Origin of the sequence: Ketobacter sp. GenoA1 (genome assembly GCF_003671475.1) — a bacterium.
In the GTDB taxonomy this organism is placed as follows: Bacteria; Pseudomonadota; Gammaproteobacteria; order Pseudomonadales; family Ketobacteraceae; genus Ketobacter.
The window spans coordinates 137526-154134 of record NZ_RCHM01000043.1; the positions used below are offsets into that span (position 1 = coordinate 137526).

Sequence of the window (16609 nt, forward strand, 5' to 3'; positions counted from 1 at the left end):
TATACCTCTAACTATTTGATCTCTAAAACAATTAACCTTTCTTGATAATGGCTTCAGCAATGTTGTTTGGGGCTTCAGCGTATTTCAGAAACTCCATGGTAAACGTCGCTCGCCCCTGGGACATTCCACGCAAATCCGTTGCGTAACCGAACATCTCAGCCAAGGGAACCTCAGCATTAACCAGACGCACACCATTGGCATCATCCATACCCTGCAGTATGCCGCGACGACGATTCAAATCGCCCATCACGTCACCCATGTAATCCTCAGGCGTAACCACTTCAACCTTCATGATGGGCTCTAACAATACGGGACTGGCTTCCAAGCAACCTTTCCGTACTCCCATCGAGCCCGCCATCCTGAATGCGTTTTCGTTGGAGTCTACCTCATGGTAGGAACCGTCATACAGATTCACTTTTACGCCCAGCATTGGATAACCTGCGAGGATACCGGACTCCAGCTGCTGCTTACAGCCTTTCTCTACCGCAGCGAAGTATTCCTTCGGTACGGTGCCGCCATGAATGGTTTCCTCGAAGATAAAGTCTTCTTCCATATCGGGAATAGGCTCAATTTTCAATTTCACATGGCCATACTGACCGCGACCACCTGATTGCTTGACGTACTTGCCTTCCACATCGACCGCTTTGCGAATGGTCTCACGATAGGCCACCTGCGGCTTTCCGATATTGGCTTCCACCTTAAATTCACGGCGCATGCGATCAACAATGATATCGAGATGCAGCTCACCCATGCCGGAAATGATCGTTTGCCCGCTTTCCTCATCGGTTTTGACACGGAACGAGGGATCTTCCTGAGCCAAGCGACCGAGCGCCAGACTCATCTTTTCCTGATCCGCCTTGGATCTTGGTTCCACCGCAACAGAGATCACAGGATCAGGGAATTCCATGCGCTCCAGGATGATTACGCTCTTCAGATCACACAAGGTATCACCGGTGGTGATGTCCTTGAGACCCACGGCAGCGGCAATGTCACCCGCTCTAACTTCCTTGATCTCTTCCCGGCTGTTGGCGTGCATCTGGAGAATGCGACCGACCCGCTCTTTCTTGCCTTTCACTGAGTTCATGACCGAATCGCCGGAGTTCAACACTCCGGAATAGACGCGGAAAAAGGTCAGGTTACCCACAAACGGATCGGTGGCAATCTTGAATGCCAACGCCGAGAACGGGGCTTCATCAGAAGATGGTCGATCCTGCTCTTCACCGCTCTCGGTAACCCCCTTGATATTGGGCACTTCGTCAGGCGCAGGAAGAAACTCAATCACCGCATCGAGCATGGCTTGAACGCCTTTATTTTTAAAGGCAGAGCCGCACAGCGCCAGCACGATCTCGTTATTCAGAACCTGCGCGCGCAAACCGGCCTTAATGTCGTCCAGACTCAGCTCACCCTCTTCCAGGTACTTCTCCATCAACTCTTCTGACGCTTCAGCGGCGGTTTCCACCATTTGCTCGCGCAGCTTGTTGCAGGTATCCACCAGATCGGCTGGAATATCAGCCAGCTCATAGGTCATTCCCTGATCTGCTTCATTCCAGTAGATAGCTTTCATGCGGAGCAGATCAACCACGCCCTTGAAATCCTCCTCAGCCCCGATATTCATATGAATCGGAACTGGCCGGGCATTCAACCGGCTCTTGATCTGATCAACCACTCTCAGGAAATTAGCGCCCGCACGGTCCATCTTGTTGACAAACACAATGCGAGGCACTTCATAACGATCCGCCTGACGCCAAACAGTCTCAGACTGAGGCTGCACACCGGATGAACCACAGAACACCACCACAGCACCATCCAACACCCGCAACGAGCGCTCTACCTCAATGGTGAAATCAACGTGCCCCGGGGTATCGATAATATTGATTCGATACCTGTCGAACTGCTGATCCATACCCTGCCAGAAACAGGTAGTTGCAGCCGAGGTGATGGTGATTCCCCGCTCCTGCTCCTGCTCCATCCAGTCCATGGTGGCCGCACCATCGTGCACTTCCCCAATCTTGTGGGAGATTCCGGTATAAAACAGCACACGCTCAGTGGTGGTAGTTTTTCCAGCATCTACGTGCGCACAGATACCAATGTTCCGATACCTTGATATGGGGGTTTGACGCGCCACAGCTTTGTCCTTAGGTTATCCGGTTAACTAAACAGTTGAACAACTTAGAAGCGATAATGTGAAAACGCTTTGTTGGCTTCTGCCATACGATGCACATCTTCACGCTTCTTGATCGCAGACCCCTTGCCTTCGATGGCATCGAGAATCTCGCCTGCCAAACGCAAAGGCATGGATTTCTCACCACGCTTGCGGGCGGCATCCACCATCCAGCGCATAGCCAGGGCAGTACGACGATTAGGTCGCACCTCAACAGGCACCTGATAGGTGGCTCCACCGACGCGGCGGGATTTCACCTCAACCATGGGACGCAAAGCTTCGAGTGCTTTCTCAAACGCTTCGACGGGATTGTCATTGGTTTTTTCGGCAACCTTAGCCAGAGCACCGTATACAATACGCTCCGCTACAGATTTCTTGCCGCTTTCCATCACATGGTTGATGAACTTAGCCAGAACCTGGCTTTGAAACTTGGGATCAGGAAGAATTTCGCGTTTCGCGACGACTCGTCTTCTTGGCATGATGTACTTTCCTATTTCAGGTTATTCCAAGACATTGGCTTGGCCTTACTCCTGCCTTTAATGGTAGACAGGTTAAGTGGCAGCCGAATGAATACTCGGCTGCTATTAAGCTTTAGGTCGCTTGGCTCCGTACTTGGAACGACCCTGTTTACGATCTGCAACACCTGCTGTATCCAGTGTGCCTCGTACTGTGTGATAACGCACACCCGGCAGATCCTTTACTCGGCCGCCGCGAATCAGGATTACGCTGTGTTCTTGCAGGTTGTGGCCTTCACCACCGATGTAAGATGTCACTTCGTAACCGTTGGTCAAACGTACACGAGCCACCTTACGCAGAGCCGAGTTGGGCTTCTTGGGGGTGGTTGTGTAGACACGGGTACATACACCACGACGTTGTGGGCAGGCTTGCAACGCGGGAACGTCGCTTTTTGCTACCTTACGCTGACGTGGCTTACGCACCAATTGGTTAATGGTTGCCATGTAGCTGTTTCTCCAATGATTTTTTTGAGGCCGGCCGGAGCGAGCCTCAGTCTTAAATGCAAAAAATCCCGTCAACCCTTTTTCAGGGATGCGAGATTCTAAGAGCGGTTTGCCAACAAGTCAAGTGACCGGCACCAGGACTTAGCGTCCTGATACCGGCCACAAGGCCCTTATTCCTCAGGGGAGTTCAACGCTTCGCTCAGCGCCTGCTCAGCATCATCTGCTGTAAATTCAGGCACTTGAAGCGTATTGTCTTGCTCACGCTGACGACGTCGCTCGGCATGATAGGCAAAACCTGTACCTGCCGGAATCAAACGACCCACCACCACGTTTTCTTTCAAACCGCGCAGATCGTCGATCTTGCCCGTCACTGCAGCTTCCGTCAGCACTCGCGTGGTTTCCTGGAACGATGCCGCTGAAATGAAGGATTCGGTGGACAGGGATGCCTTGGTAATACCCAGCAACTCACGGTCGTATTTGGCACCGAATTTCTCTTCTTTCACCAGCGTTTCATTTTCATCCAGAACACGGGCCAATTCTGCCTGCTCACCCTTGATAAAGGAAGAATCCGCAGAGTCGGAGATGATGACCTTACGCAGCATCTGGCGCACGATAACCTCAATGTGCTTGTCGTTGATGCCAACCCCTTGCAGACGGTACACGTCCTGAACTTCGTTGACGATGTAACTGGCAACGGCATTCACGCCCTTCAGGCGCAAAATATCATGGGGGTTGGATGGGCCGTCAGAGATTACTTCACCCTGCTCAACACGCTCACCCTCAAAGATATTCAACTGACGCCATTTTGGAATCAGCTCTTCATAGACATCGCCACCGTCATCGGGCGTAATCACCAACCGAACCTTGCCTTTGGTTTCCTTGCCGAAGGAAACCACACCGGTTTTCTCAGCAAGAATAGAGGATTCTTTTGGTTTACGCGCTTCAAACAAGTCCGCAACCCGCGGCAGACCACCGGTGATATCCCGTGTTTTCGAGCTTTCTTGCGGGATACGGGCAATAACGTCACCCACATCCACCTTGGCTCCATTCTCCAACTGCACAATTGAACCTGCAGGCAAGTAGTACTGCACCGGAATATCGCTACCCGGCATGGTGACCAGTTCGTTATCCTCACCCACCAATCGTACTACCGGGCGCTTGTCTTTACCGGAGGCAGGCCGATCTTTAGGATCCATGATTTCGTAGTTGGTCAAACCCGTCAGCTCATCCGTTGTTTGCTTGACCGACAGGCCTTCCTCGAAGTCGCCAAAGCTCACACGGCCACCCAATTCGGTGATAACCGGGTGCGTATGTGGATCCCACTGTGCCACGACCTGGCCGGCTTCCACCGCCTCGGCATCCTTCACGGTCACCACGGAGCCGTAGGGAATCTTGTAGCGTTCCCGCTCACGACCCTTGGCATCCGCAATGGCCAGTTCAGCGGAGCGAGATACCGTCACCAGGTTGCCATTGGACTGCTCAACGTATTTGATGTTGTGCAATCGAACGGTACCCTGATTTTTCACCTGAACGTTGCTTACCGCCGAGCTTCGAGATGCCGCACCACCAATGTGGAAGGTACGCATGGTGAGCTGTGTACCCGGCTCACCGATGGACTGGGCGGCAATAACACCCACGGCTTCACCGATGTTAACCAGATGGCCACGGGCAAGATCCCGGCCGTAGCAGGCCCGGCATACACCGTAGCGGGTATCGCAGGAGATGGGAGACCGGCAGATAACCTCGTCCACTGCCTCCGTTTCCAGCAATTCAACCCACTGTTCGTCCAACAGGGTGCCGGCAGGTGCCAGCAACTCTTCTGTGCCGGGCTTATACAGATCCTGGGCAACCACCCGACCCAGTACTCGCTCACCCAGGGGCTCAACAACGTCACCACCTTCAATCAGCGGTGTCATGGTAATACCCTGGTCAGTACCGCAATCGTCTTCGGTCACAACCAGATCCTGCGCCACGTCAACCAGTCGCCGTGTCAGATAACCGGAGTTCGCCGTTTTCAATGCCGTATCGGCCAAACCTTTTCGAGCACCGTGTGTAGAGATAAAGTACTGCAGTACGTTCAGACCTTCACGGAAGTTGGCTGTAATGGGCGTTTCGATGATCGAGCCATCGGGCTTCGCCATCAAGCCCCGCATACCGGCCAGCTGTCGAATCTGAGCCTGAGAACCCCGCGCGCCAGAATCCGCCATGATGAAAATCGAGTTGAAGGACTTCTGCTCGACCTCATTGCCTTCCTTGTCCACCACTTTATCAACGGACAAACGCTCCATCATGGCTTTCGCCACCATGTCGTTGGTACGAGACCAGATATCGATAACCTTGTTGTAGCGTTCGCCCTGAGTCACCAGACCGGAAGCAAACTGATCCTCGATCTCACGCACTTCATCTTCCGCTTCGGAAATAATCCGGGCCTTCTCTTCAGGAATCTCCATATCGTTGATGCCGATGGAGGATCCTGACAAGGTAGCCTGATGGAAGCCGAGATACATTAGCTTGTCCGCAAAAATAACTGTGGACTTGATCCCCAGTCGGCGGTAACAGGCATTGATCAACTTGGACACTGTCTTTTTGGTCATGGGCTGATTGATCAGCTCGAAGGGCAATCCCTTCGGCAAAACGTCCCACAACATACAACGACCAGCGGTGGTCTCAGCGATGAAGGTCCGCTCAATCAAATCACCATTTTCCTGCTTGACGACTTCAGTGACCCGAACCTTGATGCGGGTATGAACAGTCACTGCTTTGTTCACCAGTGCCCGCGAAACTTCTTTGGTATCGGTAAACACCATACCTTCGCCCTGGGCATTGATGCGCTCACGGCTGATGTAGTACAAACCCAGCACCACATCCTGGGTAGGAACAATAATAGGCTCACCGTTGGCAGGTGACAGTATATTGTTGGTAGACATCATCAGCGCGCGCGCTTCGAGCTGTGCTTCCAGGGTCAGCGGAACGTGCACCGCCATTTGGTCTCCGTCAAAGTCAGCGTTGTAAGCAACACACACCAACGGATGCAGTTGAATCGCCTTACCTTCAATCAGCTGTGGCTCAAACGCCTGGATACCCAAACGGTGAAGAGTGGGAGCACGGTTCAACATGACCGGATGCTCACGGATGACTTCCGCCAGAATATCCCACACTTCGGCGGTTTCCCGCTCGACCATTTTCTTGGCTGCCTTAATGGTGGTCGCCAGACCACGGGCTTCCAGCTTGGCAAAGATAAAGGGCTTGAACAGCTCCAAAGCCATTTTCTTCGGCAAACCGCATTCATGCAGCTTAAGGGTAGGCCCCACCACGATTACCGAGCGGCCGGAGTAGTCGACCCGCTTACCCAAGAGATTCTGACGGAAACGACCCTGCTTACCCTTGATCATGTCGGCCAGGGATTTCAGCGGCCGCTTGTTGGAGCCGGTGATGGCTCGGCCACGACGCCCGTTATCCAACAGGGCATCGACAGCTTCCTGCAGCATACGTTTTTCGTTGCGCACAATGATGTCCGGTGCATTCAGATCCAGCAGGCGCTTAAGACGGTTGTTTCTGTTGATAACCCGGCGATACAGATCATTCAAATCGGAAGTCGCGAATCGCCCACCATCCAAGGGCACCAGCGGGCGCAAATCGGGCGGCAACACCGGCAAAACACTGAGAATCATCCAGGTGGGGTCATTACCGGACTCGTTAAAGGCTTCCATTAACTTGAGTCGCTTGGTGATCTTCTTGATCTTGGTTTCGGAGTTGACGTTTGGAAGCTCTTCACGCAGTTCGCGTATTTCCTGCTCCAGATCCATATCCAGCAACAGCTTCTGAACCGCTTCAGCCCCCATACTGGCATCGAATTCGTCACCGAACTCTTCCAAAGCTTCGTAATATTGCTCATCGGTCAGCATCTGGCCACGCTCAAGCGTCGTCGTGCCGGGATCGGTCACCACAAATGACTCGAAATACAGGACGCGTTCAATATCACGCAACGTCATATCAAGCAGCAAGCCGATACGGGAGGGCAATGATTTCAAGAACCAGATATGAGCTACCGGACTGGCCAACTCAATGTGCCCCATGCGATCTCGACGCACTTTTGAAAGGGTGACTTCAACGCCACACTTCTCACATATCACGCCACGATGCTTAAGGCGCTTATACTTGCCGCACAAACATTCGTAATCCTTAATGGGACCAAAGATGCGGGCGCAGAACAGGCCATCACGCTCTGGCTTGAAGGTACGGTAATTAATGGTCTCAGGCTTTTTAACTTCGCCAAAAGACCAGGCGCGGATCATTTCGGGTGACGCCAATGCGATTCTGATTCGATCGAATTCTGCGTCTTGTCCCTGTGCTTTTAGCAGGTTCAGTAAGTCTTTCACTGAATTTCCTCCACTCGGAGCCAGTAAGGCGGGCCATCAGACCCGCCACGTCTTAGTCGTGTTACTCGTTTTCGAGCTCGATGTCGATACCGAGCGAACGAATCTCTTTCACCAATACATTGAAGGACTCCGGCATGCCGGGATCCATTCGGTGATCGCCATCCACAATATTCTTGTAGATACGAGTTCGTCCGTTTACATCGTCCGATTTCACCGTCAGCATTTCCTGCAGGGTGTAGGCGGCACCATAAGCTTCCAGAGCCCATACCTCCATCTCACCGAAACGCTGACCACCGAACTGGGCTTTACCACCCAGCGGCTGTTGAGTAACGAGACTGTAAGAGCCGGTTGAACGGGCATGCATCTTGTCATCCACCAGGTGGTTCAATTTCAGCATGTACATGTAACCCACCGTTACAGCACCATCAAACTGCTGACCGGTACGGCCATCGTGCAGAATCATCTGACCACTGTCAGGGATACCACCCAACTTCAGCATCTCTTTGATCTCGGGTTCTTTGGCACCATCAAATACGCGGGTGGCCATCGGCACACCACGGGTCAGGTTTCCACACAGCTCGATGATATCTTCGTCCGAAAAGCTATCCAGCTCTTCAGCCTTCTCACCGATTTCGTTGTACACCTTACCCAGGAACTCGCGCAATTTGCTGACTTCCTCTTTCGCCCTCAACATGGCTTCAATGCGCTTGCCTAGGCCATGCGCCGCCATACCAAGGTGTGCTTCCAGAATCTGACCGACATTCATACGGGAAGGTACGCCCAGAGGGTTAAGCACCACATCCACCGGCTCTCCATTGGCATCATAAGGCATGTCTTCCACCGGCATGATTACGGAGATAACCCCCTTGTTACCATGTCGGCCTGCCATTTTATCACCGGGCTGGATGCGTCGTTTAACCGCTAGATGCACCTTAACGATCTTCAGCACGCCATGAGCCAGGTCATCACCACTGGAAATCTTACGTTTCTTCTCAGCCAGCTTCTGCTCCTGCTCAGAACGCACCTCATCCAGATAGTTTTTACTGTTTTCAAGCTGTTCAGCCAACTGATCAGAAGTGGGTCGCAGGTCAAACCACTGCGCAGGCTCCAGAGAATCAAGCACTTCACCTGTTATGGTGTCGCCTTTCTTCAAGCCGGCACCGGCTGCCACCGCTTTTTCACCTTCCAGCAACTTGCGCAAACGCCCCAGAGTCGCGCCTTGAATAATACGAAACTCGTCATTCAGGTCCTTGCGGAACTTGTCGATCTCGGCGTTCTCAATATCAACGGCACGCTGGTCCTTCTCCACACCGTCACGGGTGAACACCTGAACATCAATGACGGTTCCCTTGGTGCTGGATGGCACCCGCAGGGACGTATCTTTAACATCAGATGCTTTCTCACCAAAGATGGCACGCAGCAGCTTCTCTTCCGGGGTGAGCTGGGTTTCGCCCTTAGGCGTAACCTTACCCACCAGGATATCCCCAGGCCCCACTTCGGCACCTATGTGCACAATCCCGGACTCATCCAACTTGGCCAGCGCAGCTTCACCCACGTTCGGGATATCGGAAGTAATTTCTTCCGGCCCCAACTTGGTGTCACGGGCAACACAGGTCAGCTCCTGGATATGGATGGTGGTGAAACGATCTTCCTGCACCACCCGCTCAGAGATGAGAATCGAGTCCTCAAAGTTGTATCCATTCCAGGGCATGAAGGCGACGCGCATGTTCTGACCCAACGCCAGCTCACCCATGTCAACCGAGGGGCCATCCGCCAGAATATCTCCGCGCGCAATCACATCACCCACTTTCACCAGCGGCCGCTGATTGATACAGGTATTTTGATTGGAGCGGGTATACTTGGTCAGATTATAGATATCAACACCGGCGTCACCTTCTTCGGCAACCTCGTCATCATGGGAGCGCACCACAATTCGAGCAGCATCAACACGATCGACAACACCACCGCGGCGGGCAACCTGACATACACCGGAGTCACGGGCAACGATGCCTTCCATACCGGTTCCAACCAGCGGCTTTTCAGCACGTAATGTAGGTACCGCCTGACGTTGCATGTTCGAACCCATCAGAGCCCGATTGGCGTCATCATGCTCCAGGAACGGAATCAGGGAGGCTGCCACAGAGACCACCTGACGGGGCGAAACATCCATCAGATTAACATTGTCTGCGGTGGTTACCGTAAATTCATTGCGGTGACGAACCGGCACCAGATCTTCCACCAGATTACCGTCATCATCCACTTCCGCGTTGGCCTGGGCGATGACGTACTCGCCCTCTTCGATAGCAGACAGGTAGATCACGTCATCGGTAATCTTGCCATCCACCACTTTACGGTAAGGGCTTTCCAAAAAGCCGTAATCGTTGGCTCTGGAGAACGTTGCCAATGAGTTTATCAAGCCGATGTTAGGGCCTTCAGGAGTCTCAATGGGGCAGACCCGACCATAGTGAGTTGGATGTACGTCACGCACCTCAAAACCGGCACGCTCGCGGGTCAGACCACCAGGGCCCAAAGCCGAAACACGTCGCTTGTGCGTGATCTCGGACAGTGGGTTATTCTGGTCCATAAACTGTGACAACTGGCTGGAACCAAAGAACTCTTTGATGGCGGCCGCAACCGGTTTCGCATTAATAAGATCCTGCGGCATCAAGCCTTCGCTTTCGGCCAGGGACAGACGTTCCTTAACCGCACGCTCCACCCGTACCAGACCAACACGGAACTGATTTTCGGCCATCTCACCAACACACCGCACACGGCGGTTACCCAGGTGATCAATGTCGTCCACCACACCGTTTCCGTTGCGAATCTCCACCAGGCATTTCAGCACATCCACAATGTCTTCACGGGACAAAGTACCTTCGCCGAGTATATCTTCACGTCCCAGCCGGCGATTGAACTTCATACGGCCTACTGCCGACAGATCGTAGCGCTCCGCAGTGAAGAACAGATTCTTGAACAGGCTTTCCGCAGCATCCTTGGTGGGTGGCTCGCCAGGGCGCATCATTCGATAAATTTCAACCAAAGCTTCCAGCTGATTGGTGGTGGAATCGCTGCGCAGGGTATCCGAAATGAAGGGGCCACGATCCAATTCGTTTATATAAAGTGTTTCAAACTCGGTGACACCCGCCTCAGCCAACGAATCGAGCAACGCCACTGTAATTTCAGCATTACAATCACAGATCAGCTCACCGGTGGATTTATCCACCACATTCTTGGCAATAACACGGCCTTCCAGGTATTCCTTCGGTACCGCCATCCATTCAATATTGGCTTTTTCCAGTTGGCGGATGTGACGGGCAGTCACACGACGCCCCTCTTCCACGACAACTTCATCGCCGGCTTTGATGTCGAACATGGCGGTTTCACCACGCAGACGCTCCGGAATCAGGCGCAGCTTGAACTCACCGCCGTCAAGAATAACGGTGTTTGTGTCGAAGAACATGTCCAACATTTCTTCATTTTCGTACCCAAGGGCCCGCAACAAAATAGTGGCCGGCAACTTGCGGCGACGGTCTATACGAACAAAGACCAGATCCTTGGGATCGAATTCGAAATCCAACCAGGATCCACGGTAGGGAATAATACGCGCGGAATAGAGCAGTTTCCCTGAGGAGTGGGTTTTACCACGATCATGGTCAAAGAATACACCAGGGGAGCGATGCAACTGGGATACGATTACCCGCTCAGTCCCATTGATAACAAAGGTGCCGTTTTCCGTCATCAACGGAATCTCACCCATGTATACTTCTTGTTCCTTGATGTCTTTGATGGCCTTGTTAGACGATTCCTTGTCGTAAATGATCAGACGGATCTTTACGCGCAGTGGAGCAGAATAAGTGGCGCCACGCATTTGACACTCTTGAACATCGAACACGGGTGTGCCCAATGCATAATCCACGTATTCAAGCGCCGCATTCCCTGAATAACTTGCAATGGGAAATACGGATTTGAAGGCCGCTTGCAGGCCTTCGTCGATACGCTCATCTGACTTGTTATCGAGTTGAAGGAATTTTCGATAAGAATCCAATTGGATGGCCAATAAATACGGCACTTCCATCGCGTCAGTGAGTTTACCGAAGTCCTTACGGATTCTTTTCTTTTCGGTGAAAGAATATGCCATCTGAGTTCCTCAGCTTGTCACTCTGCAAAATTAAATAATTTCGCTCTTTCGAAGTAATAACTTCGCGTTTTATCCCGACCGGGGTTACAGCTGAAAACCTGCCTCTTACAACACTGGACAGTTTTTCAATTTCGGCAATGCTTTAGAAAGTACAACAGCACTGCCAGAAATACTTTTTTGCTCGCTTGCATAAAAACGTCAAAAGGCCGGTGGCATATAGCCACCAGCCCGACAGCAAATTGCGCAAATATTACGCGATTTGCCAAGCTGTTACTTAAGTTCGACTTTAGCGCCAGCTTCTTCCAGTTCTTTCTTGATCTTTTCAGCTTCGTCTTTGGCAACGCCTTCTTTCACTGCCTTGGGTGCGCCTTCAACCATTTCTTTGGCTTCTTTCAGACCCAGACCGGTGATGCCACGAACCGCTTTGATAACACCAACTTTGTTATCGCCGAAAGATTCGAGAACAACGTCAAATTCAGTTTTCTCTTCAACTGCGGCACCGGCGTCACCACCAGCAACCGCTGCTACTGCAACAGGCGCTGCAGCAGAAACACCAAATTTTTCTTCGATGGCTGAAACCAGTTCAACCAGATCCATAACGCTCATTTCAGCAATAGCGTTCAAAATTTCTTCGTTGGACAGAGCCATGGTTCAATACTCCAATGTGTATAGATTGAATTTCAATATCAAAATTAAGCTGCTTTTTGGTCTTTGACCGCTGCGACCACACGGGCAATCTTGCCGGGAACGTCGTTGAGTGTACGGGCAAACTTGGTAACAGGAGCCTGCAGTACACCCGCGAGCATGCCGAGGGCTTGATCGCGAGTCGGGAGCTTGGCCAGTCGATCGATTTCGTTAGCGCCATACATGACGCCACCGACCGCGAGGGCTTTCACTTCCAACTTGTCGTTTTCCTTGGCGTAATCTTTGATCATGCGTGCAGCTGCACCAGGATCTTCGATCGACAATGCCAGGATAGTCGGGCCAACCAGGGTTTCTTTCAGGCACTCAAACTCAGTACCTTCAACCGCGATGCGCGCCAGCGTGTTTCTTACTACTTTCAGATACACGCCTTGCTCACGAGCCTGTTTACGCAATTCAGTCATTTGCGAAACAGTCAAACCACGATAGTCAGCAATTACAGCGGACAGAGCACCAGAAGCGGCTTCGTTGACTTCGGCAACAATTGCCTTTTTGTCTTCTAGCTTAAGTGCCACTGAACACCTCTCTTTCGCTAAGTTACGTTTCCCCTTCCACTTTCATTTCCGGGGTCGCGGTGCCCGACTCAGAGCAACTGAATCTTGAACCACCGCGTCTGCGCAGGCGTATTTAAGTGACCAACCAATCAAAAACTCATTAGCTGATCACACCTGCGGTCTTTGACGCGCCCCCTGCCCTTGAGACAAGGGGGCTCAAAGTCCGTACGGCTGCCTTAGATTTCCAGGCTAGCCTGATCAATCGCCACACCCGGCCCCATAGTTGAGGATAAAGTGATGCGCTTGATGTAGGTTCCCTTGGAGCTGGCTGGTTTGGCTTTCTTCAAATCAACCATCAATGCTTCAAGGTTCTGCTTGATTGCACCAGGCTCAAAACCAACCTGACCAACTGAGCAATGAATGATACCGGCTTTATCTGTACGGTAACGCACCTGACCTGCCTTGGCATTGGTCACGGCGGTCGCCACATCTGGAGTAACGGTTCCGGTCTTGGGGTTAGGCATTAAGCCACGAGGGCCAAGAATCTGCCCCAGCTTGCCAACAACGCGCATGGCATCAGGCGAGGCAATAACCACATCAAAGTCGAGATTGCCTTTCTGCACTTCTTCAGCCAGGTCATCCATTCCAACCAAGTCTGCGCCCGCTGCTTTGGCTGCTTCTGCATTCGCCCCTTGGGTGAACACAGCTACCCGCACGGTCTTACCTGTGCCATTCGGCAAAACGCTGGCACCACGCACCACCTGATCGGATTTACGTGGATCAACACCCAGGTTTACCGCCACATCGATGCTTTCTTTGAACTTTACCGTAGACAGATCCGCCAGCAGGGACACCGCTTCCAACACATCGTACTGCTTGTTGGCATCCACTTTTTCGCGAATTGCTTTTTGTCGCTTGGTCAATTTAGCCATCTTACATACCCTCCACTTCAAGACCCATTGCACGGGCAGATCCGGCAATAGTGCGTACTGCAGCATCCATATCGGCGGCTGTCAGATCGGGCATTTTGATGGTAGCGATCTCTTCAAGCTGGGCTCGAGTCACTTTGCCGACCTTGTTCTTGTTCGGTTCACCACTGCCCTTCTGGATGCCAGCTTTTTTCTTCAGCAAAATTGAAGCTGGAGGGGTTTTGGTAATAAACGTGAAAGAACGGTCGCTGTATACTGTGATCACAACCGGAATGGGCATACCCGCTTCAAAAGCAGGTGGCTGAGTCTGGGCGTTGAACGCTTTACAGAACTCCATGATATTAACACCGTGCTGACCCAGTGCGGGGCCAACCGGCGGACTGGGATTTGCCTGTCCGGCTTTAACCTGAAGCTTAATATAAGCTTGTATCTTCTTTGCCATTTCACCTACTCCTCGGGTTCAAACGCCGCTAGGCTCCCCGTATAAAGTAAAAATCCCCGCCCAGGGCAACCCGGCAGGGGTCGAAAATCAACCTTTTTCTACCTGACCAAACTCAAGCTCTACCGGAGTGGAACGGCCAAATATAAGAACCGCCACATGCAGGCGACTCTTTTCGTAATTCACTTCTTCTACCACACCATTAAAGTCTGCGAAAGGCCCGTCCACAACCCGGACCACTTCACCTGGCTCAAACAGCGTTTTGGGCTTCGGCTTTTCAACCCCATCTTCTACACGCTGCAGAATAGCCTCCGCTTCGCGATCACTGATTGGAGCCGGCTTATCAGCTGTACCACCAATAAAGCCCATCACCTTTGGGCAGTCTTTAACCAAATGCCAGGTGGCGTCATTCATTTCCATTTGCACCAACACGTAACCTGGAAAGAACTTACGCTCACTTTTACGCTTCTGGCCACCCCGCATTTCCACCACTTCTTCGGTGGGGACCAGTATCTCACCAAACTGATCTTCCATTCCAGCCAGCTTGACGCGCTCACCCAGAGATCGCTTTACATGCTTTTCAAAGCCTGAGTAGGCATGAACCACGTACCAACGCTTCGCCATCTGCAACCTCTTGCTCTTATCCAATTATACTGGAGATGATTTTGCCCAGAGCCAGATCCAGCAACCACAGCAACAAGGCCATGATCGCCACAACCAATACCACAACACCCGTGGTCTGGGCCGTCTCCTGCTTGGTAGGCCACACAACGCGACGCACTTCCGCGCGAGCATCCTGCAGCAAAGCGATAAAAGCCCGCCCCTTATCGGTAAAGGAGGCCAACAGGGCGGCCAAAATACCCGCCACAACAACACCAACCACACGATAAAGCAGCGGCTGATCATCAAAATAGGCGTTCCCCACCACCGCAGCGGCGATGATGGCAATCACAACCAGCCACTTGAATACATCAACTGGAGATGATTTGGATTGTTCTGTGCTAGTAGTCATAAGGGCTAAACCGCACCGCCACCCTAAACGTATTAGCCGGGCAGACGTTATTGCTCAAATTTTGGCAGGCCAGGAGGGACTCGAACCCCCAACACCCGGTTTTGGAGACCGGTGCTCTACCAATTGAACTACTGGCCTAATTCTGTTTTCTTACAAAGACAACCGGGCCGAGCATGATACTCGGCCCAAGTCTGTTTGACTAGCGCTTATTCAATAATTTTGGCTACAACACCTGCGCCCACGGTACGACCGCCTTCGCGGATCGCAAATCGCAGACCTTCTTCCATCGCAATCGGCGCAATCAGGGTCACGTCCATCTTGATGTTGTCGCCAGGCATAACCATTTCCACGCCTTCAGGCAGCTCTACCGCACCGGTGATGTCTGTGGTACGAAAGTAGAACTGTGGGCGATAGCCCTTGAAGAATGGCGTGTGACGACCACCTTCATCCTTGCTCAGCACGTATACTTCGGCTTCAAAACGGGTATGCGGAGTGATGGCACCCGGCTTACACAGCACCTGGCCTCGCTCTACTTCATCACGCTTGGTACCACGCAACAGCACACCAACGTTCTCCCCTGCTCGGCCTTCGTCCAGCAGCTTGCGGAACATTTCCACACCAGTACAGGTGGTCTTGGTGGTGTCTTTGATTCCAACGATTTCGATTTCTTCACCCACCTTGATGATGCCACGCTCTACTCGACCGGTTACTACCGTACCACGGCCAGAGATGGAGAATACGTCTTCGATGGGCATCAGGAAGGACTGGTCAATGGCGCGCACGGGCTCTGGAATGTACTCGTCCAGGGTTTCCACCAGCTTCTGCACCGCCGGCATACCGATATCAGAGGTATCGCCTTCCAATGCCTTCAGCGCAGAACCCTTGATGATCGGCGTGTCGTCACCCGGGAATTCATACTGGTCCAGCAGCTCACGAACTTCCATTTCAACCAGCTCCAGAAGCTCTTCGTCATCCACCATGTCCGCTTTGTTCAGGAACACAACGATGTAGGGCACGCCTACCTGACGTGACAGCAGGATGTGCTCACGGGTCTGAGGCATCGGGCCATCAGCCGCTGAACACACCAGAATCGCGCCGTCCATCTGCGCCGCACCGGTGATCATGTTCTTAACATAGTCAGCGTGCCCCGGGCAGTCTACGTGAGCGTAGTGGCGGGTCGGTGACTCGTACTCTACGTGAGAGGTGGAGATGGTGATACCACGGGCTTTCTCTTCAGGCGCCTTGTCGATGCCGTCAAATGCCACCGCTGCCCCACCCCAGATCTCGGAACACACGCGGGTCAACGCAGCCGTCAAGGTGGTTTTACCGTGGTCAACGTGACCAATGGTGCCTACGTTTACGTGCGGTTTGCTTCGTTCAAATTTTTCCTTTGACA

General features: G+C 52.4%; 12 protein-coding genes and 1 tRNA gene. All 13 read right to left on the bottom strand.

What is annotated here, in order from left to right:
• Positions 1–31: 31 nt before the first annotated feature.
• Complete coding sequence (gene fusA / locus D9N13_RS19245) at positions 32–2125, bottom strand: elongation factor G (protein ID WP_290593367.1); 2094 nt, start codon at positions 2123–2125, stop codon at positions 32–34.
• Positions 2126–2169: 44 nt separating this feature from the next.
• Complete coding sequence (gene rpsG / locus D9N13_RS19250; protein WP_290593369.1) at positions 2170–2640, bottom strand: 30S ribosomal protein S7; 471 nt, start codon at positions 2638–2640, stop codon at positions 2170–2172.
• Between the two features lie 105 nt (positions 2641–2745).
• Positions 2746–3120 (bottom strand): 30S ribosomal protein S12, encoded by a 375-nt coding sequence (rpsL, locus tag D9N13_RS19255; RefSeq protein WP_290576047.1) that lies wholly within the window; start codon positions 3118–3120, stop codon positions 2746–2748.
• 170 nt (positions 3121–3290) lie between these two features.
• Positions 3291–7499, bottom strand: a complete 4209-nt coding sequence (gene rpoC, locus D9N13_RS19260; protein WP_290593371.1) for a DNA-directed RNA polymerase subunit beta' — start codon at positions 7497–7499, stop codon at positions 3291–3293.
• A 61-nt stretch (positions 7500–7560) separates the two neighbouring features.
• On the bottom strand, positions 7561–11637 hold the full coding sequence (gene rpoB / locus D9N13_RS19265; protein ID WP_290593373.1) for a DNA-directed RNA polymerase subunit beta: 4077 nt from the start codon (positions 11635–11637) through the stop codon (positions 7561–7563).
• A 270-nt stretch (positions 11638–11907) separates the two neighbouring features.
• A complete protein-coding gene (gene rplL / locus D9N13_RS19270; protein WP_290593374.1) occupies positions 11908–12285 on the bottom strand; it encodes a 50S ribosomal protein L7/L12 in 378 nt (125 codons plus the stop codon).
• Positions 12286–12329: 44 nt separating this feature from the next.
• Positions 12330–12854: a 50S ribosomal protein L10 gene (gene rplJ, locus D9N13_RS19275; protein WP_290593376.1), complete on the bottom strand. Its 525-nt coding sequence runs from the start codon at positions 12852–12854 to the stop codon at positions 12330–12332.
• A 215-nt stretch (positions 12855–13069) separates the two neighbouring features.
• Positions 13070–13765: a 50S ribosomal protein L1 gene (gene rplA, locus D9N13_RS19280; protein WP_290593391.1), complete on the bottom strand. Its 696-nt coding sequence runs from the start codon at positions 13763–13765 to the stop codon at positions 13070–13072.
• Position 13766: 1 nt separating this feature from the next.
• Positions 13767–14204: a 50S ribosomal protein L11 gene (rplK, locus tag D9N13_RS19285; protein WP_290593378.1), complete on the bottom strand. Its 438-nt coding sequence runs from the start codon at positions 14202–14204 to the stop codon at positions 13767–13769.
• A gap of 87 nt (positions 14205–14291) precedes the next feature.
• The gene (gene nusG, locus D9N13_RS19290) at positions 14292–14825 is read right to left on the bottom strand and encodes a transcription termination/antitermination protein NusG (RefSeq protein WP_290593379.1); all 534 of its coding nucleotides are present in this window, start codon (positions 14823–14825) and stop codon (positions 14292–14294) included.
• A gap of 16 nt (positions 14826–14841) precedes the next feature.
• On the bottom strand, positions 14842–15213 hold the full coding sequence (gene secE / locus D9N13_RS19295) for a preprotein translocase subunit SecE (protein WP_290593381.1): 372 nt from the start codon (positions 15211–15213) through the stop codon (positions 14842–14844).
• Positions 15214–15275: 62 nt separating this feature from the next.
• Positions 15276–15351, bottom strand: a tRNA-Trp gene (locus tag D9N13_RS19300).
• A 68-nt stretch (positions 15352–15419) separates the two neighbouring features.
• Positions 15420–16609: elongation factor Tu (gene tuf, locus D9N13_RS19305; protein WP_290593383.1), on the bottom strand; the 1190-nt coding region annotated here is incomplete at its 5' end.

Coding starts and splice junctions, on each gene's coding strand:
- rpsG (WP_290593369.1), bottom strand. CDS start 2,640: ATGCCAAGAAGACGAGTCGTCGCGAAACGCGAAATTCTTCCTGATCCC.
- rpsL (WP_290576047.1), bottom strand. CDS start 3,120: ATGGCAACCATTAACCAATTGGTGCGTAAGCCACGTCAGCGTAAGGTA.
- rpoB (WP_290593373.1), bottom strand. CDS start 11,637: ATGGCATATTCTTTCACCGAAAAGAAAAGAATCCGTAAGGACTTCGGT.
- rplL (WP_290593374.1), bottom strand. CDS start 12,285: ATGGCTCTGTCCAACGAAGAAATTTTGAACGCTATTGCTGAAATGAGC.
- rplA (WP_290593391.1), bottom strand. CDS start 13,765: ATGGCTAAATTGACCAAGCGACAAAAAGCAATTCGCGAAAAAGTGGAT.
- rplK (WP_290593378.1), bottom strand. CDS start 14,204: ATGGCAAAGAAGATACAAGCTTATATTAAGCTTCAGGTTAAAGCCGGA.
- nusG (WP_290593379.1), bottom strand. CDS start 14,825: ATGGCGAAGCGTTGGTACGTGGTTCATGCCTACTCAGGCTTTGAAAAG.
- secE (WP_290593381.1), bottom strand. CDS start 15,213: ATGACTACTAGCACAGAACAATCCAAATCATCTCCAGTTGATGTATTC.